Raw genomic sequence first — 22,187 nt, 5'->3', positions numbered from 1 at the left:
AAACGTGACACTGCGCGTGCTCATCGCCGCGGACAAGTTCAAGGGCTCGCTCACGGCCGTGCAGGTCGCCGAGCGTGTGACGGCCGGGCTGCGCCGGGTCGTGCCGGACCTGGAGGTCGAGGCACTGCCCGTCGCCGACGGCGGTGACGGGACTGTCGCCGCGGCTGTCGCGGCCGGTTTCGAGCGCCGGGAAGTGCCGGTCGCCGGGCCCCTCGGGCAGGAGACCACCGCCGCCTTCGCGGTCCGCGGGGACACCGCCGTCGTCGAGATGGCCGAGGCCAGCGGTCTGCAGCGGCTGCCCGCAGGCGTCTTCGCCCCGCTCACGGCGTCGACGTACGGCTCCGGAGAGCTCCTGCGCGCCGCGCTGGACGCCGGCGCCCGCACGATCGTGTTCGGGGTCGGCGGCAGCGCCACCACCGACGGCGGTGCCGGCATGCTCTCCGCGCTCGGCGCCCGCTTCCTGGACGCCGACGGCGAGCCCGTGGCCCCCGGCGGCGGAGGCCTCGCCGATCTCGCCTCGGCCGACCTGTCGGGCTTGGATCCGCGGTTCGCCTCCGTCGAGTTCATCCTGGCCAGCGACGTCGACAACCCGCTGACCGGCCCCAAGGGCGCCCCCGCGGTCTACGGCCCGCAGAAGGGCGCCTCCCCGGACGACGTCGAGGCCCTCGACAGCGCCCTCGCCCACTACGCGAAGGTGCTGGAGGAGGCCGTCGGCGCGAAGGCCGCCGGGTACGCCGCCTCGCCGGGTGCGGGCGCGGCCGGCGGCATCGGCTACGGTGCCCTCCTCCTCGGCGCCCGGTTCCGCCCCGGCATCGAGGTCATGCTCGATGTCCTGGGCTTCGCACCCGCGCTGGAGTGGGCGGACCTGGTGATCACCGGCGAGGGCTCCCTCGACGAGCAGACCCTGCACGGCAAGGCCCCGGCGGGCGTCGCCGCGGCAGCCCGCGCCAAGGGCAAGGAGGTCGTCGCCGTGTGCGGCCGCCTCGCGCTGCCCCCGGAGGCCCTCGGCCGCGCGGGCATCCGCCGCGTCTACCCGCTCACCGACGCCGAGCCCGACATCCAGCGGTGCATCACCGAGGCGGGGCCGATCCTGGAAAACGTGGCGGAGCAGATCGGCCGGGACTTCCTGGTCTGACCCGGACCACCCCCCCCGCAGATCACTGACGTGGCCCCGACAGCCGGTACGCGTCCAGCGCCAGCGTCATCTCGATCAGGTCCCGGGGCCGGGCCAGCGAACGGGACGTGAGCTGCTCGAGCCGCCGCAGCCGGTTGAAGACCGTGTTGCGGTGGCAGTACAGCCGTCCGGCGGCCCGCCCCGCCGAGCCCTCGCACACCAGCCACACATCGAGGGTCTCCAGCAGTACGGCCCGGTCGGCGGGCTCCAGCTCCAGGAGCGCGCCGAACACGTCCGACACCAGCCGGTCGGCCAGCTCCGGCTGGCTCACCACCAGCGCGGTCGGCATCCGCTGATCAAGGCGTACGACCGCGGTGCCGTCCGGCGGACAGGTGCGCAGCGCCAGCTCGGCGAGCCGCCGGGCCCGCCCCAGCTCGGCGAGGCCGGGGACCACAGGACTGATTCCTCCCGGCCCCGCGCACCGCCCGTCCAGCGCACGCGCCACCGCGTCCAGGCCCTGCCCGGGCGCGAGCGCCACGACCGCCACCTCGCCGTCGGCCCGCATCCGCCAGATGAACCGGAACCCGGCGCCCCGCACCGGCCGCTCGGCCGCCTCCCGCCGCTCGGCCCGCAGCACCACCACCGCGTACGGCCCGTGCTCCGGCAGATCGAGGCCCGCCGCCGCCCGCGCCGCGAGCCCGGGCGTCGCCTGCCCCTCCAGCAGGGCGTCGAGGAGCGCCTGCAGCTGCTCGTCCGTACGCCGCCTGAGCTCCGCCTCGGTGGCCCGGTACGCCTCCGACGCCGCCTGCGCCTGCGCGTCCACCGCCGACCACACCATCGTGGTCGACCGCATCAGCGCCGCCAGCCGCTCCGGCTCCCGACCGGCGGTCCCCTCCACGAGCGCGTCCCACACCAGGTAACCGGCGTTCCGGTATGCGTGCACCAGAAGGTCCAGCGGCAGCCCCTGATGGGCCCGGCGCCGGCCCGCGTCCTCGGCGTACTCCAGGTCGCGGCGCGGGGAGTCCCGGGGCGCGGAGATCGTCTCGATGCCGATCCGCATCGCCTCCTCGGCCTCCCGCCACTGCTGGTCGTACGGCAGCACCTGGCCGTAGACGGCGGAGTGCTCGGTGAGTTGGCGCAGGTGCTCGTCGACGAGCTCCGGCACCCGTTCCAGCAGAGCCGTGCAGGACTCCGCGAGCAGCTTCCAGTCATGACCGGTCCGCGGCCGTCGCCCTCCCATGGCCGGAGGATGCCACCGCGACCCGGCCGCGCACAGGCCCCTGACACGCACTGTTGTGCACACGCACAACGACGGCACCGGCCCGCTGGGCACCCGCAGCGATTGTGCCGCGGGCCGTGGACGGACGCCCGCGGCGGTGCTGGGGTGAGCGCCACACCGAGTGCGACAAGGGGGAGTCCATGACCGGATCCGGACTGGTCGTCCACGACCTGTCGGTCGGATACGGCCCCGTGCGGGCCCTGCGCCGGGTGTCCCTCGAGGTGCCCGAGGGGGCCGTGGTGACGGTGCTCGGCGCCAACGGCGCGGGAAAGTCCACGCTCCTGCGCGCGATCAGCCGGACCCTCTCCTTCCACGGCGGCGCGGTCACCGAGGGCACGGTCACCCTGGACGGCCGCCGCCTCGACGGGCTGAGCCCGGACCGGGTGGTCGCCGCCGGCGTCTGCCAGGTACCCGAGGGGCGACGGGTGTTCGCGCGCATGACGGTCGCCGACAACCTGCGCGCGGGCGCCCTCGGCGGCACCGGATCCGGCCGGTCCGCGGCCCTGGCCCGCGTCCACGAACTGTTCCCCGTACTCGCCGAACGCGCGGGCCAGCGCGCCGGACTCCTCTCCGGCGGCGAACAGCAGATGCTCGCGGTCGCCCGCGCCCTGATGGCCACCCCTCGTGTGCTCCTCCTCGACGAACCCTCCCTCGGCCTCGCCCCGCTCATGGCCCGGCGGATCGCCGACACCGTCCGGGAGATCAACACCCAGGGCACTTCGGTCCTCCTCGTCGAACAGAACGCGGCCCTCGCCCTGCGGCTCGCCACGCGCGCGTACGTCCTCGAAGTCGGCGAGGTCACCCTCTCGGGCCCGGCCGCGGAACTGTCCGCCTCCGACGAGGTGCGCCGCCGCTACCTCGGGGTGGTCGACGAGGACGCGGCGGCCGACGCGGAACAGGCGACGGACCGGACCCTGGCCCGGTGGGAGGGGTGACGGCGATGGACTCCCTGGAAGTGCGGGGGCTGACCGTCCGGTTCGCCGGACTCACCGCCCTCGACGAGGTCGGCTTCACCGTGCGCCCCGGCACCGTCCACGCCCTCATCGGCCCCAACGGCGCCGGAAAGTCCACCTGCTTCAACGTCCTGTCCGGCGTCTACCGGGCCACCGCGGGCAGCGTCCGCTTCGGCGCGCACGAGCTGACCGGCATGCCCTCGCACCGCATCGCCGCCCTCGGTGTCGCCCGCATCTTCCAGAACCTCGCGCTGCCGCCCCGGGCCTCGGTCGAGGACTGTCTGCTCCTCGGCCGCCACCGGCTCACCCGGACCGGCTTCCTCGCCGCGGGACTCCGGCTGCCGTCGGCGGTCCGCGAGGAACGCCGGCACCGCGAACGCGTCCGGGAGATCGCCGAGTTCGTCGGCATCGCGGACTGCCTGGCACGGCCCGCGGGCTCTCTCCCGTACGGACAGCAGAAGCTCGCCGAACTCGCCCGCGCGCTCTGCATGGAACCGCGCCTGCTGCTCCTCGACGAGCCGGTCGCCGGCATGACCGCCGACGAACGACGCCGGACAGCCGCCGTGATCGCGGGTGTGCGCGACTCCCTCGGCATCTCGATCGTGCTGGTGGAACACGACATGGGGGTGGTGATGCGGCTCGCGGACGCGGTGACCGTACTGGACTTCGGGCGCCGGATCGCCGACGGCGCCCCCGCCGACGTACAGAACGATCCGGCCGTCGTACAGGCGTACTTGGGGGCCGCGTCATGAGCACCTTCGCCGAAATCCTCCTGAACGGCCTCTCGCTGGGGTCGGTGTACGCGCTCATCGCGCTCGGCTTCGTGGTGATCTTCCGGGCCACCGAGGTCGTCAACTTCGCCCACGCCTCGCTGCTGCTGGCGGGCGGATACGTCACCGCGGTCCTCCACGACGACATCGGTTTCTGGCCCGCGCTGCTCGCCGGGATCGCGGGTGCCGCGCTGGTCGGTGCCGCCGTGGAGTTCCTGGTGATGCGGCGGTACCGGGGCACCGACCACAGCGTCCTGGCCATCGTCACCATCGGCGTCGACATCCTCCTCACGACCGAGCTGACCCGCCGTATCGGCACGGACGTGCTGACGCTCGGCGACCCGTGGGGCGACGCCGTGCTGAGGATCGGGCCGATCTCGCTGGCCCACACCCGGATCGCCGCGTTCGTGGCCGCCGCGCTGCTCATCACGGCGTTCCTGCTGGCCTTCCGGTACACATCGTGGGGCGTGGCGATGCGGGCGGCGGCGGAGAGCGCGGAGACGGCCGCGCTGATGGGGGTCCAGCTGGGGCGGGTGTCGATGGGTGCGTGGGCGGTGGCCGGCGGACTCGCCGCCGTGGCCGCCCTGTTCCTGACCGTGTTCCCGACGCCGGGGCTGGAGCGGGCGACCTCGCTGGCCGCGCTGAAGGCGTTTCCCGCGGCCATCCTCGGCGGCCTTGACTCGACGACGGGCGCGCTGGTGGGCGGGCTGCTGGTCGGCGTCACGGAGTCCCTCGCGACCGGCTACCAGAGCGATCTGACCTTCCTGGGACGGGGGCTGGGAGACCTCGCGCCCTACCTCGTGATGGTCGCGATCCTGCTCATGCGGCCCGCCGGGCTGTTCGGCACGAAGGAGCTCGCCCGTGTCTGAGGTCCTGGTGAAGCCGCTGCGACTGGTCCGCTCCCGTACGTACCTCTGGGCCGCCGGGGGAGTGGTCCTGCTGGCCCTGCCCTTCTACCTGGACCGGTTCTGGCTCCAGGCGGGCCTGTTCGCGATGGCCGCCGCGATCGGCGCGATCGGCATCAACCTCCTCACCGGGGCGACCGGCCAGCTCTCCATGGGGCACGCCTTCTTCCTCGCCGTCGGCGCCTACGGCTACTGCGTGTTCGCGGCGGACGGCGGCCACGGGCTGACCGGGCTCGGGCTGCCGACCTGGCTCGCGGCCGTGCTCGCGGTGCTGGTCGCGGGCGCCGCGGGCGGGCTGTTCAGCCCCATCTCGGGCCGCCTCAGCGGCGCCTACCTGGGCATCGCCACACTCGCGCTCGTCTTCATCGGCCAGCACGTGATGTTCAACGCCCACGACCTGACCGGCGGCGCCAACGGCCGTGACGTACCGCCGCTGAGCCTGTTCGGCCTCACCTTCGACGACCGCGAACTCCTCGTCGCCGCCGTGCCGTTCGGGTCGGCTGAGAAGCTCTGGTACGCGGGCCTGGTCCTGCTGGCGGCCGGCGCGCTGTTCGCACGCGGGGTGCTGCGTGGCCGTCCCGGCCGGGCCATGAACGCGATCCGTGACCACCGCATCGCCGCCGGTGTGCTGGGCGTGCCGGTCGCCCGGCACCGGGCCGCGGTCTTCGTGCTGTCGTCGATGTACGCGGGCCTCGCGGGCGTACTGCTCGCGCTGGTCTTCCAGCGCACGGTGCCCGACTACTTCGGCATCACGCTCTCGCTCGAGTACCTCGCGATGATCGTCATCGGCGGGCTCGGTTCCGTCTCCGGGGCGGTGGCGGGGGCCGTGTTCGTGTCCCTGCTGCCGCAGCTGCTGACCCGCTACAGCGATGCGCTGCCCCTGGTCTCCGCCCCCGGCACGGGCGGGATCGCACCGGGCGAGGCATCCCGGTACCTCTACGGCGCCGCCGTCGTACTGGTGGTGCTGTTCCTGCCCGGCGGCCTGGTCGGGGCGGCCGCCCGGCGTCACGTCAGACCCCGTTCAGGGGAGATCCATCCAGGGGAGGAACGATGACCACGAGGTACGCCGCCAGGGCCACCGCGGGCGCGCTCGCCGCACTGCTGGTGCTGGCCGGATGCAGTTCCAAGGCCAAGGACTCCGACGACGGGGACGGTGACAAGGCGGCCGGCGGGGTCAAGACCGGGGAGGGCATCTCCGGCAAGACGATCACGCTGGGCGCGCTCACCGACATGACCGGCGTCTACGCGACCCTCGGCAAGAGCGTCACGCAGGCCCAGCAGCTGTACGTGAAGCAGCTGAACGCCGCCGGAGGGGTCTGCGGCTACAAGGTGGCCCTCTCGGTCCGCGACCACGGCTACGACCCGCAGAAGGCCGTCTCCGGCTACACCGAGCTGGAGCCGAAGGTGCTGGGCTTCGCGCAGTTCATCGGCTCACCGTTCGTCGCGGCGGTCAAGCAGCGGATCGACGGCCAGGACAAGGCGCTGGTGCTCCCGCAGGCCTGGTCGGCCGCGCTGCTCGGCAGCCCGTACATCCGGGTCATCGGATCCACCTACGACATCGAGACGATCAACGCGGTGGACTTCCTGATCAAGGAGAAAGGGGTGAAGAAGGGGGACAAGATCGGCCATGTGTATTTCGAGGGCGATTACGGCGAGAGCGCCCTGGTCGGCTCCAAGCACATCGCGAAAGAGGCCGGTCTCACCGTCGTCGAGCAGAAGATCAAGCCGACCGACAACGACATGACCGCCCAGGTCACCGCCCTCAAACAGGCCGGCGTCAAGGCGATCGTGATCAGCGCGGGCCCGCGGCAGGCGGCTTCGCTGGTGGGGGTGGCGGCGGCGAGCGGCTTCGCCGTACCGGTCATCGGCAACAACTCGGCCTTCGCGCCGCAGCTCCTGGCCACCCAGGCCGGCCCGGCCCTGACGAAGAACTACTACGTCGCCTCGCCCTCGCTCCCCATCGGCGCGGACACCCCGGAGGCGAAGAAGCTCGTGGCCGACTACGGGGCCGCTTACCCGAACGACGCCCTGGACAACGGCATCGTCGCCGGCTGGACCGCCGTGTCGGCCTTCGGCGAGGCACTGAAGAAGGCCTGCGCGAACAAGGACCTCACCAGGGAGGGCGTCGACAAGGCCCTGTTGTCGATCGACTCCTACGACATCGGCTTCGGCGTCGCCCAGAACTTCACCGACCCCAAGGCCCCGTCCTCTCGCGAGAGCGTGATCCTCCAGCCGGACAAGAGCGTGACGGGCGGCATGAAGGTCGTACGGGAGGCGGGGGCGTCCGAGGTGGCGGAGGGGTATACGCCGGGGGCGTGAGGCGGCGGCAGTAAGCCGGTCACACCAGCGAGGGCCCGAACCGGTGTCGGTTCGGGCCCTCGGAAGTGCGACGGCGGAGCCTTACGGCAGCTGGGCCGCGCGGGCCTCGCGCCGGTTGCCTCGGAAGTTGTTCACCCGGCGGGCCGTGGCGAACAGGGGGATCACCGCGCCCATGACCAGCTGGAGGGCGCAGCCCGTCTGGAGGAGGAGCTGGCCGCCCGGGGCGCCGAACGCCCAGGCCGCGAGGAGGCCCATCCCGAGGACGATCCAGGAGAGCATCGCGACCGCGAGGCGGCCCCGCGGCTTCGGGTACTCGACCCGGCTCACCATCAGCCAGGCGGTGCCCAGGATCGCCAGGAGCGTCGCCACGAAGGGGAGCTCCAGCAGGACGATCGAGACCACTGTCAGCGCGCCGAACGGCGAGGGCATGCCCTGGAAGGTGCCGTCCTTCACCGTCACACAGGAGAACCGCGCGAGTCTCAGCACCACCGCGAGCAGTACCACCACCGCTCCGACCGCGGCCACCCGCTGCGACGCGTCGTCCGCCACCATGCCGTAGACGAGGACGAAGTACGCCGGCGCGAGACCGAAGCTGATCAGGTCCGAGAGGTTGTCCAGCTCCGCACCCATCGGCGACGAACGCAGCTTGCGCGCCACCAGGCCGTCGAACAGGTCGAAGACCGCCGCGCAGAGCATCAGGATGACGGCGGTGGCCGCGCTGTTGCGCGCCATGCCGGTCTCCTGGCTGTCGGTCAGGTGCGGGATCAGGATGCCGGTGGTGGTGAAGTACACCGCCATGAAGCCGCACGTGGCGTTGCCGAGGGTGAGGGTGTCCGCTATTGAGAGGCGGAGAGAAAGAGGCATCTCCTCCTCGTCGTCGACCTCGTCGGCCTCGGGCACCCAGCCCGCCTGGGTCTCAGGATCAATCACGGTCAATGCGAGTCACCCCAGCCACCGTCTTCTGGCCGACCTCGACCGCGACCTCCACGCCCTCCGGCAGGTAGATGTCGACGCGCGAGCCGAAGCGGATCAGACCGATGCGGTCGCCCTGCTCGACCTTCGTGCCCTGCGGGATGTAGGGAACGATGCGGCGGGCCACCGCGCCGGCGATCTGGATCATTTCGATGTCACCGAGTTCGGTGTCGAAGTGCCAGACGACGCGCTCGTTGTTCTCGCTCTCCTTGTTGAACGCCGGAACGAACCCGCCGGGGATGTGCTCGACCGAGGTCACCGTGCCGGAGAGCGGCGCGCGGTTGACGTGGACGTTGAGCGGGCTCATGAAGATCGCGACCCGGGTGCGACCGTCCTTCCACGGCATGATGCTCTGCACCACACCGTCGGCGGGCGAGATGACCCGGCCCGGGGCGATCTCGCGCTCGGGGTCGCGGAAGAACCACAGCATGCCCGCCGCCAGCGCGGTGGCGGGCACGGCGACGGCCTTGGCGGCGCCGGACTTGCGCGCGCGTACCAGGCTCAGTGCTGCGGTGGCGACGGTCGGGAGGAGCCACGGCGATGCTCCGCGCGCGAGGCGTACGCCTGCCAGGCTGTCGCGAGGTGCAGAGGTTTGGCTGTGGGGCATGGATGACCTTCGTAGCGGATGATGCCGCGCACTAGACGGGGGACGGCGGCTTTCCGGGATCGTACCGGTCGTGGGCCACAACTGGGCAAGCCAGGAAGCCGAGTCGGCGGCTGAACCGACTTGACGGGGTGTGATCTTCTTCTCCAAGAAAACACCCCGTATCCGGACATCTAGCCCTGGAACCGATACTCTTCGAGCAGCCTGCGACCGATGATCATTTTCTGGATCTCGGCGGTACCTTCACCGATCAGCAGCATCGGAGCCTCACGGTAGAGGCGCTCGATCTCGTACTCCTTGGAGAAGCCGTAGCCGCCGTGGATCCGGAAGGCGTCCTCCACGACCTCCTTGCAGTACTCGGAGGCGAGGTACTTCGCCATCCCTGCCTCAAGGTCGTTTCGCTCACCGGAGTCCTTTTTGCGTGCCGCGTTGACCATCATCGCATGCGCGGCCTCGACCTTGGTAGCCATCTCGGCCAGCTTGAACTGAATCGCCTGGTGCTGAGCGATCGGCTTGCCGAAGGTGTGACGCTGCTGGGCGTACGAGACGCCCAGCTCGAAGGCACGCTGAGCGACGCCGCAGCCACGCGCCGCCACGTTGACGCGGCCCACCTCGACTCCGTCCATCATTTGGTAAAAACCTCGGCCGGTGGCCCCGCCGAGCACACGGTTGGCCGGAAGTCGCAGGCCATCCATGATCATCTCGGTGGTGTCGACCCCCTTGTAGCCCATCTTGTCGATCTTCCCGGGGATGGTGAGGCCGGGGCGGACCTCTCCGAAGCCGGGCTCCTTCTCGATCAGGAAGGTCGTCATCGACTTGTGGGGCGCGGTGCCCTCAGGGTGTCCTTCATCACTTCGGACGAGAACGGCGACCAGACTTGACGTTCCACCGTTCGTCAGCCACATCTTCTGACCGTTCAGGACGTACTCGTCGCCGTCCTTGACCGCCTTGGACGTGATGGCGGACACGTCCGAGCCGAGCGCCGGCTCCGACATCGAGAAGGCTCCGCGGATGTCGCCGGCCGCCATCCTCGGCAGGAAGTGGTCCTTCTGCTCCTGAGTGCCGTGCTGCTTGAGCATGTACGCCACGATGAAGTGGGTGTTGATGATGCCGGAGACCGACATCCAGCCGCGGGCGATCTCCTCCACACACAGCGCGTACGTCAGGAGGGACTCGCCCAGACCGCCGTACTCCTCGGGGATCATCAGCCCGAACAGGCCCAACTCCTTGAGCCCGTCGACGATCTGCTGCGGGTACTCGTCGCGGTGTTCCAGCTCGGTGGCGACCGGGATGATCTCCTTGTCCACGAAGTCGCGGACGGTGGAGAGGATCTCCTGCTGGATGTCGGTCAGACCGGCGGTCTGGGCGAGTCGCGCCATGACTACTTCTCCGTGTTCTTTTCCGCAGGTGCGGTGAGCTCGGGGCGGCCGGGCTGCTCGCCGCCGCGCTCCTTGATGTAGGTCTCGGTGGGGACCATGACCTTGCGGCGGAACACGCAGACCAGCGTGCCGTCCTGCTTGTAGCCCTTGGTCTCGACGTACACGATCCCGCGGTCGTTCTTCGACTTGGAAGGCCACTTGTCGAGCACGGTCGTCTCGCCGTAGATCGTGTCGCCGTGGAAGGTCGGCGCCACGTGCCTGAGTGACTCGATCTCCAGGTTGGCGATCGCCTTGCCGGAGACGTCCGGCACGGACATGCCGAGCAGCAGGGAGTAGATGTAGTTCCCGACCACGACGTTCTTGCCGAAGTCGGTCGTCTTCTCCGCGTAATTGCTGTCCATGTGGAGCGGGTGGTGATTCATGGTCAGGAGACAGAAGAGATGGTCGTCGTACTCCGTGACCGTCTTCCCGGGCCAGTGCTTGTAGACCGCCCCGACCTCGAACTCCTCGTAGGTGCGTCCGAACTGCATCGCGCTCAGCGCTCCTTAGTTGTCGGGGATCTCGAACTTGGACGTGCGCTGCATGCCGGCCGCACGGCCCTTGCCGGAGATGACCAGCGCCATCTTGCGGCTGGCCTCGTCGATCATCTCGTCGCCGATCATCGCCGAGCCCTTCTTGCCGCCCGCCTCGGACGTGTAGTACTCGTACGCGTCCAGGATCAGCTCGGCGTGGTCGTAGTCCTCCTGCGAGGGCGAGAAGATCTCGTTGGACGCCTCGACCTGGCCCGGGTGCAGCACCCACTTGCCGTCGAAACCGAGGGCCGCGGCGCGCTGGGCGACCTCGCGGTAGCCGTCGACGTTGCGGATCTGCAGGTAGGGGCCGTCGATCGCCTGGAGGTTGTTGGCGCGGGCGGCCATCAGGATCTTCATCAGGATGTAGTGGTAGGCGTCCGCCGGGTAGCCGGGCGGCTGCTCACCCACGACCAGCGACTTCATGTTGATCGACGCCATGAAGTCGGCCGGGCCGAAGATGATCGTCTCGACGCGGGGGGACGCCGTCGCGATCTCGTTGACGTTGTTGAGGCCCTGTGCGTTCTCGATCTGCGCCTCGATGCCGATCTTGCCGACCTCGAAGCCCATCGTCTTCTCGATCTGGGTCAGCAGGAGGTCGAGCGCGACGACCTGCTCGGCGGTCTGCACCTTCGGCAGCATGATGCAGTCGAGGTTCTGGCCGGCCCCCTCGACGACCGTGACGACATCGCGGTACGTCCACTCGGTCGTCCAGTCGTTGACGCGCACGACCCTCGTCTTGCCGGTCCAGTCGCCCTCGTTGAGGAACTTGACGATGGTGTGCCGCGCCTCGGGCTTGGCGAGCGGGGCGCACGCGTCCTCCAGGTCGAGGAAGACCTGGTCCGCCGGGAGGCCCTGCGCCTTCTCCAGGAAGCGGGGGTTGCTTCCCGGCACCGCGAGACACGAGCGGCGGGGACGCAGACGGTTGACGGTCATGCGGGGACCTCCAGGGGGTCGAGCTTGTTCGCTTTCCGGATCTCGTCGACGATGCGGCCGATGATTCCGGTGATGTCGAAGTCCTTCGGGGTGAAGACCGCGGCCACGCCGGCAGCCCTGAGCTGTTCGGCGTCTCCATTGGGGATGATCCCACCGGCGATGACAGGTACATCTGTGGCGCCTGCCACATGCAGCCTCTCGAGCACGTCCGGCACCAGCTGCGCGTGCGAGCCGGACAGGATGGACAGGCCGACCGCGTGCACGTCCTCGGCGAGGGCCGCGTCCACGATCTGCTCGGGGGTGAGCCGGATGCCCTGGTACACCACCTCGAAGCCGGCGTCCCGCGCGCGTACGGCTATCTGCTCGGCGCCGTTGGAGTGCCCGTCCAGGCCCGGCTTGCCGACCAGGAAGCGCAGCTTGCCGACGCCCATGTCCTTCGCGGTCACGTCGACCCTGCGGCGGACGTCGGCCATGGCCGAGCCCTCCTCCGCCGGGACCGCCACCGGCGCCGACGACACGCCGGTCGGGGCGCGGAACTCGCCGAACACCTCGCGCAGCGCCCCGGCCCACTCGCCGGTCGTGACCCCGGCGCGGGCGCACTCCAGGGTGGCCTCCATGAGGTTGGCGGTCCCCTTGGCGGCCTCCTTCAGCCTCTCCAGGGCCTTGCAGGGGCGCGGATGGTTGAAAGGCGGCTGGTAGCGGGTGTCGCGCCAGTGCTGGAGCCCCGAGATGACCCGGGCCTCGACGGCCGGGTCCACCGTCTGGATCGCGGTGTCCAGGTCGGCCGTCAGCGGGTTCGGCTCGGTCGTCTCGAAGATGTTGACGCCGATGATCTTCTCCTGCCCGGACTCGATACGGGCCCGGCGCTCGGCGTGCGAGGAGACGAGCTGCGACTTCAGATAGCCCGACTCGACGGCGGCCATCGCGCCACCCATCTCCTGGATCCGATCGATCTCCGCGAGGGACTCCTCGACGAGCGTGGAGACCTTCGCCTCGACGACGTGCGAGCCCTCGAAGATGTCCGCGTACTCCAGCAGGTCGCTCTCGTAGGCCAGCACCTGCTGCATCCGCAGCGACCACTGCTGGTCCCAGGGCCGGGGGAGACCGAGGGCCTCGTTCCAGGCCGGCAACTGGACGGCACGCGCGCGTGCGTCCTTCGAGAGGGTCACGGCCAGCATCTCGAGCACGATCCGCTGGACGTTGTTCTCCGGCTGCGCCTCGGTCAGCCCGAGGGAGTTGACCTGGACGCCGTACCGGAAGCGCCGGTGCTTGGGGTTCTCGATGCCGTAGCGCTCACGCGTGACCTTGTCCCAGATACGGCCGAAGGCGCGCATCTTGCACATCTCCTCGATGAACCGGACGCCCGCGTTCACGAAGAAGGAGATACGGCCGACGACATCGCCCATGCGCTCCTGCGGCACCTGGCCGGAGTCCCGGACGGCGTCCAGGACCGCGATCGCCGTCGACATCGCGTACGCGATCTCCTGGACCGGTGTGGCGCCCGCCTCCTGCAGGTGGTAACTGCAGATGTTGATCGGGTTCCACTTCGGGATGTGGGAGACCGTGTACGCGATCATGTCGGTCGTCAGACGGAGGCTCGGCCCCGGCGGGAAGACGTGCGTCCCGCGGGACAGGTACTCCTTGACGATGTCGTTCTGGGTCGTGCCCTGGAGCTGGGTGATGTCCGCGCCCTGCTCCTCGGCGACGACCTGGTAGAGCGCCAGCAGCCACATGGCGGTGGCGTTGATCGTCATCGAGGTGTTCATCTGCTCCAAGGGGATGTCCTGGAACAGCCGGCGCATGTCACCGAGGTGCGCGATCGGCACGCCGACCCGGCCGACCTCGCCGCGGGCGAGGATGTGGTCGGAGTCGTAGCCGGTCTGCGTCGGCAGGTCGAACGCGACCGACAGACCGGTCTGGCCCTTGGCGAGGTTGCGCCGGTACAGCTCGTTGGACGCCTCGGCCGTGGAGTGACCGGCGTACGTGCGCATGAGCCACGGCCGGTCCTTCTCCCTTGCCCCGTTGGCGTTCTGACGCTCAGTCATCTATGACCCCGGGTGTCTCAGATGTTGCGGAAGCGGTTGATGGCGTCGATGTGCTTGGCGCGCATCTCCTCGTCGCGCACGCCGAGACCTGCCTCGGGGGCCAGGCACAGCACGCCGACCTTGCCCTGGTGGAGGTTGCGGTGCACGTCGTAGGCCGCCTGGCCGGTCTCCTCCAGGGAGTAGACCTTCGACAGCGTCGGGTGGATCTTGCCCTTCGCGATGAGCCGGTTGGCCTCCCAGGCCTCGCGGTAGTTGGCGAAGTGCGAGCCGATGATCCGCTTCAGGGACATCCACAGGTAGCGGTTGTCGTACTCGTGCATGTAGCCCGAGGTCGAGGCGCAGGTGGTGATCGTGCCGCCCTTGCGGGTGACGAAGACACTCGCGCCGAAGGTCTCGCGGCCGGGGTGCTCGAAGACGATGTCGATGTCCTCGCCGCCGGTGAGTTCGCGGATGCGCTTGCCGAAGCGCTTCCACTCCTTCGGGTCCTGGGTGGTCTCGTCCTTCCAGAACTTGTAGTCCTCGGCGTTGCGGTCGATGATCGCCTCGGCGCCCATCGAGCGGCAGATGTCCGCCTTCTGGTCGCTGGAGACGACACAGATCGGATTGGCGCCTCCGGCCAGCGCGAACTGCGTGGCGTACGAGCCGAGTCCGCCGCTCGCACCCCAGATCAGGACGTTGTCGCCCTGCTTCATGGCGGCGCCGTTGCGGGAGACGAGCTGCCGGTAGGCGGTGGAGTTCACGAGCCCCGGGGCGGCGGCCTCCTCCCAGCTGAGGTGGCCCGGCTTCGGCATCAGCTGGTTGGACTTGACCAGCGCGACCTCCGCGAGGCCGCCGAAGTTGGTCTCGAAGCCCCAGATGCGCTGCTCGGGGTCGAGCATCGTGTCGTTGTGGCCGTCCGAGGACTCCATCTCGACCGAGAGACAGTGCGCGACGACCTCGTCGCCGGGCTTCCAGGCGTTGACGCCCGGGCCGGTGCGCAGGACGACGCCCGCGAGGTCGGAGCCGATGATGTGGTACGGCAGGTCGTGCCGCTTGGCCAGGTCGTTGGTGCGGCCGTAGCGCTCCAGGAACCCGAAGGTCGACAGCGGCTCGAAGATCGAGGTCCACACCGAGTTGTAGTTGACACTCGATGCCATGACGGCGACCAGGGCCTCGCCCGGGCCGAGCTCGGGCACCGGCACGTCGTCGAGGTGGATCGACTTGCGCGGGTCCTTGTCGCGGGTCTGCAGGCCCGCGAACATCTCCGTCTCGTCCTTGTGGACGGTGATGGCGCGGTACGACTCGGGGAGCGGCAGGGCGGCGAAGTCGGCCGGAGTCGAGTCCGGCGACTGGATCGCGTCCAGGATTTCCTTCACGGTCACGGTGTTGCCTCCGGCGAATGGCGTCTTGAGGGGAGACGCTGAGGGTTACGTCGGTGCCGTCGGTTCGGCGGTCATGCTGTTCGGCAGCGCTTTGTGGCGCGGGAGGTTGCCTGTGACGCAGGCGTCCGGGCGGGCAGGTCGATGACTTGCTGGGACAGCCGGCGTACGAATGGTCTCTGCACGCCGGCCGCCCGGACACCTTCAACGTAAGACACCGCGTGCCACCGTGCAAGGCACTGAGTGCCAGAGATTCCCCTCAGATGAAATCTTTACGTAACAAATGAGCGATGATCGATCAAAGCTACTGGTGAGTAGGCATCAATCGGGTGCTATCGGTCGCCGGACTCGACGCACCCGCGCTCGTCAACGCTCCTTGAGTGCCTGCTCAATGGCCCGCATCACTTCATCGAGCGGCGCATCCGTGCGAGCGACGGTTACCAGGACCTCTCCCTGAGAGGCCACGGAAGCCGGAGCCGGCCGCGGCGCGGCGGTGTCCCGCCCCGCCCCGATCCCCGTTCCGAAGGTCTTCCGCACGATCGCGAAGGCGTGGTCCAACTGCGCCTCCACGTCCCCCTGGCCCCCGGCCCGGAGCCACCGCCGCAGCACATGGTTGTGCGCGGTCACCACGGCGGAGGCGGCGACCTCCGCCAGCAGGGGATCGTCGTTCGCGTCGTCGTCGTGGGCGTGCTCGTCGAAATGCCCGAGCAGATACCGCGTGAACAGCCGCTCGTAGCGGGCCACCGACGCGATCTCCGCCTCGCGCAGCGTCGGCACCTCGCGCGTCAACTTGTAGCGGGCGACCGAGATCTCCGGCCGGGCCGCGTACATCTTCATGACTTCCTTGATGCCGCGGCACACCGTGTCGAGCGGGTGCTCGTGCGCGGGGGCCGCGTTCAGCACGGCTTCCGCCCGGATCAGCGTGTCGTCGTGATCGGGGAAGATCGCCTCTTCCTTGGAGCGGAAGTGACGGAAGAAGGTGCGACGGGCGACCCCGGCCGCGGCCGCGATCTCGTCGACAGTGGTTGCCTCGTACCCCTTGGTGGAGAACAGCTCCATCGCGGCGGCCGCCAGCTCTCGGCGCATCTTGAGCCGCTGGGCGGCCGCACGACTGCCTGCGGCACTTTCCGGCGCGTCGGACGTGGCTGGTGTACGGGAGGACTTGGCGGGCTGGGACATGACCCGAACGTACTGCATGTGCGCAGGTTGGTGCGCGTGTCCCGGGGTTGTCCCGCCAGGGGCCGGCGGGCAGAGGCCGGACCCCGTCAGCGGGGGATGACTGCCCGGGTCGAGCAGTCCACCCCAGTCCTCACCGTCTGTGAACCAGTCGCCGGGACGCTCAGCGCCGGGCATATTCGCGGAAGCCACGGCCGGTCTTGCGGCCGAGGCAGCCCGCTGCCACCAGGTGCTCCAGGAGCGGGGCCGGAGCCAGGCCCGGGTCACGGAACTCGCGGTGCAGGACCTTCTCGATCGCGAGCGAGACGTCCAGGCCGACGACGTCCAGCAGCTCGAAGGGGCCCATCGGGTAGCCGCCGCCCAGCTTCATCGCCGCGTCGATGTCGTCGAGGGACGCGTAGTGCTCCTGCACCATCTTGATCGCGTTGTTGAGGTACGGGAAGAGCAGGGCGTTCACGATGAAGCCCGCACGGTCGCCGCAGTCGACCGCATGCTTCTTGATCTTGACGCAGACCTCGCGGACCGTCGCGTGGACGTCCTCGGCCGTCAGGACCGTACGGACGACCTCGACCAGCTTCATCGCGGGCGCCGGGTTGAAGAAGTGCATGCCGATCACGTCCTGCGGCCGCGAGGTGGCGCGGGCGCAGGCGACGACGGGCAGCGAGGAGGTCGTGGTGGCCAGGACCGCGCCCGGCTTGCAGACCTTGTCCAGCGTCTGGAAGAGCTGCTGCTTGATCTCCAGGTCCTCGGCGACGGCCTCGACGGCCAGGTCGACGTCCGCGAAGGACTCGTACGAGCCCGCCGCGGTGATCAGATCCAGGGTCCGTGCGGCCGCCTCGGCGGTCATCCGGCCCTTGTCGACTGAACGGGAAAGGGACTTGCCGATACGGGCCTTCGCGGTCTGCGCCTTCTCCTCGCTGCGGGCGGCGAGCACGACCTCGTAACCGGCCTTGGCGAAGACCTCCGCGATACCGGACGCCATGGTGCCGGAGCCCGCGACACCGACGGAGCGGACCTCGCGGCCCTGGTTCTGCGCGGAGCTCTCCAAGGGCGACAGCGCGTCCCGCACGACCGTCGCGCTGCCCGGAGCCTCGTAGGTGTAGAAGCCGCGTCCCGACTTACGTCCCGTCAGGCCCGCCTCGCTGAGCTGCTTGAGAACCGGGGCGGGTGCGTGCAGCCGGTCGTGGGACTCGGCGTACATGGCCTCCAGGACCGTCCGCGCGGTGTCGATGCCGATCAGGTCCAGCAGCGCCAGCGGGCCCATCGGCAGACCGCAACCGAGCCGCATCGCCGCGTCGATGTCCTCGCGGGAGGCGTACTTCGCCTCGTACATCGCGGCCGCCTGGTTGAGATAGCCGAACAGCAGCCCGTCCGCGACGAAGCCGGGCCGGTCGCCGACCGCGACGGGCTCCTTGCCGAGGTCCAGGGCGAGGTTGGTGACCGCGGTGACCGCCGTCGGCGCGGTGAGCACCGAGGAGACGACCTCGACCAGCTTCATCGCGGGCGCCGGGTTGAAGAAGTGCAGGCCCAGCACGCGCTCCGGGCGGGCCGAGTCGGCGGCCAGACGGGTCACGGACAGGGCGTTGGTGCCGGTCGCGAGGATCGTCTCGGGGCGCACGATCCCGTCGAGCTCGCGGAAGATCTGGTGCTTGATCTCGTACGACTCCGGAGCCACCTCGATGACGAGGTCGGCGTCGGCCGCGGCGGTGAGGTCGGTGGTGGTGCGGACACGGGCGAGGGCGTCCGCGCGCTCCTGCTCGGTCAGCCGGCCGCGCTGCACGGCACGGGCGGTCGCGGTCTCCAGGGTGGCGGCGGCCTTGGCGGCCGCGGCCTCGCTGATGTCGATGCCGACGACCTCGCGGCCGGCCCTGGCGAGGACCTCGGCGATGCCGGTGCCCATGGTGCCGAGGCCGACGACGGCGATCGTCTTGAGCGGGGACAGGGAGGGGTCGGACAGGGGAGTGGCCATCGCGGAACTCCAGGAATGAGGGTGACGACTGGGAGCGCGACCCGGTACGCCGAGGGGCGCACCGGGTGCGTGAGGAACTGCTGTATGCGGGTGTTGCCGGGCTGCGAGCGCACACGCCCGGGCCGTCGTCGCGGGCATCGCACATGCCCGGAGAACGGTGGAACCGACCGGCCCTGTCCCAGGCCGGGGTCGTACTGGTGGTACCCGAGGTACCGAACCGACTGCTCTCGCGGCGGCTGCGTCACCAGGCCACCGCAAGGAGTTCCACGAGTGGGTAACTCGCTCGTCTGAGCTTAACCGGTGGGTAACGAGCGCGCCAGCCCCCGGATTTGTGATGTACGTCCCGAGCGCCGGGCGGGCCGCCTAACCTCGGGTTCATGGACGAAGAGTTGCGATCGCTCACGGAGCGTTTACGGCAGGAGTCGGGAGCGTCGGCCGCCTACGACCGTCTGATGGCGACCGAGGACCTCGACGAGCTGGCCGGGGTACTCACCGAGCCCGGACAGCCGCTGTGGGCCCGGGAGCTCGCCGCGTTCCGGCTCGGCCTGGCCGGGGACCGCCGGGCCTTCGAGTCCCTCGTCCTGCTGCTCAACCACCGTGACCCGCCGCGCTGCGCCGCCGCCGCGTACGCGCTCGCCTGTCTCGACGACCCGCGCACGGCCCGCGCGGCCGCCGCCCTCGCCACCAACGAACTGCGGGTCGCCTACGCCCTGCACCCGGTCCGGCTCCTGGCCGAACTGCGCGCCCCCGAGTCCGTCCCCGCCCTCATCACCACGCTGGAACGCCGGCTGCGCCCGCACGACCCCTACCGCCGTGTGGCCCTCGCCTGCGTGGAGGGCCTGGGTACCCTGGCGGACACCCGCGCCAGATCCGTACTGAACGAGGCGCTCGCGCATCCCGCGCTCGCGGAGGCGGCGGTGCGGGCGCTGGCGCGGATCCCGAAGCAGCGGTAGCCGGCCGGGGGCGTGCGGGGAGCTGTCGGGCGCGGCGGGTGCGGGTGGGGGAGGGTGAGTTGGCGGGCGTCGGCGTCAGGCGTCGGCCGCGGCCCGGAGGTCGGGGAGGCATGGACGCGGGCGGGGACGCCGGATCGGCGCCGGTGAGCGCCGTGCCCGACAGCGCGTGCGTGCCGTGGACCTTGCCGGGCGGCGGAGCTACGGACGCGGGTGAGGGCGTCCGCGCCCCCCCGTTCGGTCAGCCGGCCGCGCTCCACCGCACAGGCGGCGGGCGGTCACGCGTTGAGCGCGCGGGCGTACCGCACCTCCGGTACCGGGACGCCGTCCGCCTCGAAGGGCTCCTCGGTGCCGTCGGCCTCGAAGCCCGCCCGTTCGTAGAAGCGGCGCGCGCGGGTGTTGTCCTTGAGGACCCACAGGTACATGCGCTCGTGGCCCACGGCCGTGCGGTTCCACAGGGCCTCCAGCAGCAGGGCGTGTCCGATGCCGGTGCCGTATCTCCGCGGGTCCACGTAGACGGCGTACAACTCGGCGTCGGCGGTGCGGACTTCGCCGTCCCTGTACGGGCCGTGACAGGCCCAGCCCACGACCTCGCCGTCCCACTCGGCCACGAGGTTCACGACGCTGCCGTCCCCCTGCCCGAAGCGGGCGCGGTGCCGCTCGGCGTCCCGCGCCACGCTCATGGCGTCGAGGTACGACTGCGGGATCAGGCCCCGGTACGCGCTCTGCCAGCCGCGGACGCGGATCTCGGCCACGCGGTCGCAGTCGGCGAGGACCATCGGGCGGATGAGGAGTCGGTCGTCGTCCATGGCGGCACCCTAGGCACCATCCACCCGCTCCGGCCTCGGATTTATTCGCCCACCACCGCGAACGCCTCCACCTCCATCAGGAACTCCGGCCGCACCAGCGCCGCCACCTGCACGGCCGAGGCCGCCGGCAGGCGGTCGTCGGGTATGTGCTCGGCGCGGGCCGCGCGGAGGGCCGGCATGTGAGCCATGTCCGTGACGAAGTAGGTGAGCTTGACGACGTCGTCGAAGGTCGCTCCGGCTGCGGTCAGACAGCGGCGGAGATTCTCGAAGACCTGGCGGGCCTGTGCCGCGGCGTCGCCCTCGCCGACGAGCTTGCCGTCCTCGTCGAGGGGCACCTGGCCCGAGAGCGCGACGAAACGGCCGCGGCCCAGCACCACGTGGGAGTACTGGGCCGCGGGGGCGACGCCGGCGGGGGCGGGAATCCTGGTCAGCTCACTCATGCGTCCATGGTGGACCACGGCACTGACAACGCCCGTCCCCGACGGAGCGTCAGGCGCTCAGCTTCTGGCGCCGAGCAGCCGGTGCAGTTCCCCGCCGCGCGAGGACGTCGACGCCGTCTTGGCGGTCAGCGGCTTCGGATCGGGCAGCGCCTTGCAGACTGCGTCGGCCTCGCCGCCGCCACGCGGCACCTTGCCGTCGGTCAGATACGCGGCGAGGTACTTGTCCAGGCAGGTGTTCCCGCTCAGCGTGATGCCGTGGTTGCCGCCGCCCTCCTCGACGACGAGGCTGGATCCGGCCAGCAGACGGTGGACCGTCGCACCACCCTCGTACGGGGTGGCCGCGTCGTTCGTCGCCTGGAAGAGCAGCGCCGGCGGCAGCTTGCCGTTGGCGATGTTCACCGGCTTCAGCGAGTCGGTCGGCCAGAACGCGCACGGCGCGTTGTACCAGGCATTGCTCCAGGCCATGAACGGGGCCTTCTCGTACACGGCCCAGTTGTCCTTCTGCCACTGCCGCCAGTCGCGGGGCCAGGAGGCGTCACGGCACTGCACGGACGTGTAGATGCTGTAGCCGTTGTCCCCGGACGCGTCCACGGCGCCGAAGTTCTCGTACGCGTCGACCAGCGGGTCGGCGTTCTTGCTGTTCACGTACGCCGCGAACGCCTCGGCCAGGTAGGGCCAGTAGCCGTTGTAGTAGCCGCCCGGGATGTAGGTGTCCTCCAGCTCCGAGGCGCCGACCTTGCCGCCCGCGGGCTTCTTGGCGAGGGCCGCCCGCATCGCGTACCACTTGGCCTCGATCTTCTCGGGGTCGGTGCCGAGCTTGTACGTCGCGTCGTACTTGGCGATCCAGGCCATCAGGGCGCGGTGCCGGTCGTTGAACGCGTAGTCCTGGCCGAGGTTGTCGTCGTACCAGACGCCGGTCGGGTCCACGATCGAGTCCAGGACCAGGCGGCGCACCTGGTGCGGGAAGAGCTTGGCGTAGAGCGCGCCCAGGTAGGTGCCGTACGAGTAACCGAAGTAGTTGATCCTCTTGGCGCCGAGGGCCCGGCGGATGGAGTCCATGTCCTGCACGGCGTTGATGGTGTTGATGTACGGCAGCACGCTCGCGTACTTCTGGCCGCAGGCCGCGGCGAAGGACTTCGCCCGCTTGAGGTTGGCCTTCTCGATCGCGGGCGTGCTCGGCACGGAGTCCGGGCGCACCGGGTTGAAGTAGCCCGGCTTGCAGTTCAGGGCGGGCTTGCTCGCGCCCACCCCGCGCGGGTCGAAGCCGATGACGTCGTACTGGGCCGCGACGGCCTTGGGCAGGCCGGAGGCGATGAACCCGGCGAAGGTCAGACCGCTGCCGCCGGGGCCGCCGGGGTTGACCAGCAGCGGGCCATGGTACTTCTTCGCGGTGTGGGGGACCCGGGACAGCGCGAGGGTGATCTGCCGCCCGCGCGGGTTCGCGTGGTCGAGCGGCACCTTGAGGGACGCGCACTGGAGGGTCGGGTAGTCGGCGGTGCCGCACTTCTTCCAGGTGAGCCCGGCGGCGGATGCGGTGGGTGCGGACTGCGGGGCGCTGGCGTCGGCAGGGACGGCGGTGAAGGTCCCGGCCACGACGATCGCGGCACCGCACAGCACGGCTGCGCGTTTTCTCATGAAGT

General features: G+C 70.3%; 20 protein-coding genes. 7 read left to right on the top strand and 13 right to left on the bottom strand.

Features of this window, described 5'->3' with window-relative positions; all coding sequences use genetic code 11:
* Window positions 1-16: 16 nt before the first annotated feature.
* Window positions 17-1,135 (top strand): glycerate kinase, encoded by a 1,119-nt coding sequence (locus RNB18_RS22430; protein ID WP_311716025.1) that lies wholly within the window; start codon window positions 17-19, stop codon window positions 1,133-1,135.
* A gap of 22 nt (window positions 1,136-1,157) precedes the next feature.
* Here RNB18_RS22430 and RNB18_RS22425 read toward each other — a convergent pair whose 3' ends face one another.
* Window positions 1,158-2,354, bottom strand: a complete 1,197-nt coding sequence (locus RNB18_RS22425) for a PucR family transcriptional regulator (RefSeq protein WP_311715882.1) — start codon at window positions 2,352-2,354, stop codon at window positions 1,158-1,160.
* 179 nt (window positions 2,355-2,533) lie between these two features.
* Here RNB18_RS22425 and RNB18_RS22420 point away from each other — a divergent pair, with 179 nt between their 5' ends.
* The 5 genes from RNB18_RS22420 to RNB18_RS22400 are packed head-to-tail and all read left to right on the top strand — an operon-like array spanning window position 2,534 to window position 7,340.
* Window positions 2,534-3,328, top strand: coding sequence for an ABC transporter ATP-binding protein (locus RNB18_RS22420; protein WP_311715881.1), 795 nt, complete (start codon window positions 2,534-2,536; stop codon window positions 3,326-3,328).
* 5 nt (window positions 3,329-3,333) lie between these two features.
* The gene (locus tag RNB18_RS22415; RefSeq protein ID WP_311715880.1) at window positions 3,334-4,098 is read left to right on the top strand and encodes an ABC transporter ATP-binding protein; all 765 of its coding nucleotides are present in this window, start codon (window positions 3,334-3,336) and stop codon (window positions 4,096-4,098) included.
* Window positions 4,095-4,985, top strand: coding sequence for a branched-chain amino acid ABC transporter permease (locus tag RNB18_RS22410; RefSeq protein ID WP_311715879.1), 891 nt, complete (start codon window positions 4,095-4,097; stop codon window positions 4,983-4,985). The genes RNB18_RS22415 and RNB18_RS22410 overlap by 4 nt, the downstream gene beginning before the upstream one ends.
* Window positions 4,978-6,075: a branched-chain amino acid ABC transporter permease gene (locus RNB18_RS22405; RefSeq protein ID WP_311715878.1), complete on the top strand. Its 1,098-nt coding sequence runs from the start codon at window positions 4,978-4,980 to the stop codon at window positions 6,073-6,075. The genes RNB18_RS22410 and RNB18_RS22405 overlap by 8 nt, the downstream gene beginning before the upstream one ends.
* Window positions 6,072-7,340, top strand: a complete 1,269-nt coding sequence (locus RNB18_RS22400) for an ABC transporter substrate-binding protein (RefSeq protein ID WP_311715876.1) — start codon at window positions 6,072-6,074, stop codon at window positions 7,338-7,340. Before RNB18_RS22405 ends, RNB18_RS22400 begins: the two co-directional genes overlap by 4 nt.
* Before the next feature lie 81 nt (window positions 7,341-7,421).
* Here RNB18_RS22400 and pssA read toward each other — a convergent pair whose 3' ends face one another.
* The 9 genes from pssA to RNB18_RS22355 form a co-directional block, all read right to left on the bottom strand.
* Entirely contained in the window at window positions 7,422-8,240 is an 819-nt protein-coding gene (pssA, locus tag RNB18_RS22395; RefSeq protein ID WP_057608271.1) for a CDP-diacylglycerol--serine O-phosphatidyltransferase, read from the bottom strand.
* A gap of 22 nt (window positions 8,241-8,262) precedes the next feature.
* Window positions 8,263-8,919 carry a phosphatidylserine decarboxylase gene (locus RNB18_RS22390; RefSeq protein ID WP_037706416.1) on the bottom strand — a complete coding sequence of 219 codons (657 nt, stop codon included), beginning with the start codon at window positions 8,917-8,919 and terminating at the stop codon, window positions 8,263-8,265.
* 170 nt (window positions 8,920-9,089) lie between these two features.
* A complete protein-coding gene (locus tag RNB18_RS22385) occupies window positions 9,090-10,295 on the bottom strand; it encodes an acyl-CoA dehydrogenase family protein (RefSeq protein WP_266509947.1) in 1,206 nt (401 codons plus the stop codon).
* Window positions 10,296-10,297: 2 nt separating this feature from the next.
* On the bottom strand, window positions 10,298-10,825 hold the full coding sequence (locus RNB18_RS22380; RefSeq protein WP_311715875.1) for a MaoC family dehydratase: 528 nt from the start codon (window positions 10,823-10,825) through the stop codon (window positions 10,298-10,300).
* Window positions 10,826-10,840: 15 nt separating this feature from the next.
* Window positions 10,841-11,800, bottom strand: coding sequence for an HpcH/HpaI aldolase/citrate lyase family protein (locus RNB18_RS22375; RefSeq protein ID WP_311715874.1), 960 nt, complete (start codon window positions 11,798-11,800; stop codon window positions 10,841-10,843).
* Window positions 11,797-13,845: a protein meaA gene (locus RNB18_RS22370; RefSeq protein WP_311715873.1), complete on the bottom strand. Its 2,049-nt coding sequence runs from the start codon at window positions 13,843-13,845 to the stop codon at window positions 11,797-11,799. Before RNB18_RS22370 ends, RNB18_RS22375 begins: the two co-directional genes overlap by 4 nt.
* 17 nt (window positions 13,846-13,862) lie before the next feature.
* Entirely contained in the window at window positions 13,863-15,200 is a 1,338-nt protein-coding gene (ccrA, locus tag RNB18_RS22365) for a crotonyl-CoA carboxylase/reductase (protein ID WP_311716024.1), read from the bottom strand.
* A gap of 369 nt (window positions 15,201-15,569) precedes the next feature.
* Window positions 15,570-16,382: a TetR family transcriptional regulator gene (locus tag RNB18_RS22360; protein WP_306974319.1), complete on the bottom strand. Its 813-nt coding sequence runs from the start codon at window positions 16,380-16,382 to the stop codon at window positions 15,570-15,572.
* A 160-nt stretch (window positions 16,383-16,542) separates the two neighbouring features.
* Entirely contained in the window at window positions 16,543-18,348 is a 1,806-nt protein-coding gene (locus tag RNB18_RS22355; RefSeq protein ID WP_311715872.1) for a 3-hydroxyacyl-CoA dehydrogenase family protein, read from the bottom strand.
* A gap of 377 nt (window positions 18,349-18,725) precedes the next feature.
* On the opposite strand from RNB18_RS22355, the gene RNB18_RS22350 reads away from it, so the two are divergent.
* Entirely contained in the window at window positions 18,726-19,301 is a 576-nt protein-coding gene (locus RNB18_RS22350; protein ID WP_311715871.1) for an adenylosuccinate lyase, read from the top strand.
* A gap of 275 nt (window positions 19,302-19,576) precedes the next feature.
* Here the strand turns inward: RNB18_RS22350 and RNB18_RS22345 are convergent, their stop codons facing one another.
* The 3 genes from RNB18_RS22345 to RNB18_RS22335 are packed head-to-tail and all read right to left on the bottom strand — an operon-like array spanning window position 19,577 to window position 22,182.
* On the bottom strand, window positions 19,577-20,107 hold the full coding sequence (locus RNB18_RS22345; protein ID WP_311715870.1) for a GNAT family N-acetyltransferase: 531 nt from the start codon (window positions 20,105-20,107) through the stop codon (window positions 19,577-19,579).
* A gap of 41 nt (window positions 20,108-20,148) precedes the next feature.
* Window positions 20,149-20,547, bottom strand: coding sequence for a RidA family protein (locus tag RNB18_RS22340; protein ID WP_311715869.1), 399 nt, complete (start codon window positions 20,545-20,547; stop codon window positions 20,149-20,151).
* 57 nt (window positions 20,548-20,604) lie between these two features.
* Entirely contained in the window at window positions 20,605-22,182 is a 1,578-nt protein-coding gene (locus tag RNB18_RS22335) for an alpha/beta hydrolase (protein ID WP_311715868.1), read from the bottom strand.
* Window positions 22,183-22,187 lie beyond the last annotated feature (5 nt).

It is taken from the genome of Streptomyces doebereineriae, assembly GCF_031845645.1.
Lineage (GTDB): Bacteria > Actinomycetota > Actinomycetes > Streptomycetales > Streptomycetaceae > Streptomyces > Streptomyces canus.
This window is presented reverse-complemented; position numbering and strand designations above follow the sequence as displayed.

Coding starts and splice junctions, on each gene's coding strand:
- RNB18_RS22425 (WP_311715882.1), bottom strand. CDS start 2,354: ATGGGAGGGCGACGGCCGCGGACCGGTCATGACTGGAAGCTGCTCGCG.
- RNB18_RS22420 (WP_311715881.1), top strand. CDS start 2,534: ATGACCGGATCCGGACTGGTCGTCCACGACCTGTCGGTCGGATACGGC.
- RNB18_RS22415 (WP_311715880.1), top strand. CDS start 3,334: ATGGACTCCCTGGAAGTGCGGGGGCTGACCGTCCGGTTCGCCGGACTC.
- RNB18_RS22410 (WP_311715879.1), top strand. CDS start 4,095: ATGAGCACCTTCGCCGAAATCCTCCTGAACGGCCTCTCGCTGGGGTCG.
- RNB18_RS22400 (WP_311715876.1), top strand. CDS start 6,072: ATGACCACGAGGTACGCCGCCAGGGCCACCGCGGGCGCGCTCGCCGCA.
- RNB18_RS22390 (WP_037706416.1), bottom strand. CDS start 8,919: ATGCCCCACAGCCAAACCTCTGCACCTCGCGACAGCCTGGCAGGCGTA.
- RNB18_RS22385 (WP_266509947.1), bottom strand. CDS start 10,295: ATGGCGCGACTCGCCCAGACCGCCGGTCTGACCGACATCCAGCAGGAG.
- RNB18_RS22380 (WP_311715875.1), bottom strand. CDS start 10,825: ATGCAGTTCGGACGCACCTACGAGGAGTTCGAGGTCGGGGCGGTCTAC.
- RNB18_RS22375 (WP_311715874.1), bottom strand. CDS start 11,800: ATGACCGTCAACCGTCTGCGTCCCCGCCGCTCGTGTCTCGCGGTGCCG.
- RNB18_RS22370 (WP_311715873.1), bottom strand. CDS start 13,845: ATGACTGAGCGTCAGAACGCCAACGGGGCAAGGGAGAAGGACCGGCCG.
- RNB18_RS22360 (WP_306974319.1), bottom strand. CDS start 16,382: ATGTCCCAGCCCGCCAAGTCCTCCCGTACACCAGCCACGTCCGACGCG.
- RNB18_RS22355 (WP_311715872.1), bottom strand. CDS start 18,348: ATGGCCACTCCCCTGTCCGACCCCTCCCTGTCCCCGCTCAAGACGATC.
- RNB18_RS22350 (WP_311715871.1), top strand. CDS start 18,726: ATGGACGAAGAGTTGCGATCGCTCACGGAGCGTTTACGGCAGGAGTCG.
- RNB18_RS22345 (WP_311715870.1), bottom strand. CDS start 20,107: ATGGACGACGACCGACTCCTCATCCGCCCGATGGTCCTCGCCGACTGC.
- RNB18_RS22340 (WP_311715869.1), bottom strand. CDS start 20,547: ATGAGTGAGCTGACCAGGATTCCCGCCCCCGCCGGCGTCGCCCCCGCG.
- RNB18_RS22335 (WP_311715868.1), bottom strand. CDS start 22,182: ATGAGAAAACGCGCAGCCGTGCTGTGCGGTGCCGCGATCGTCGTGGCC.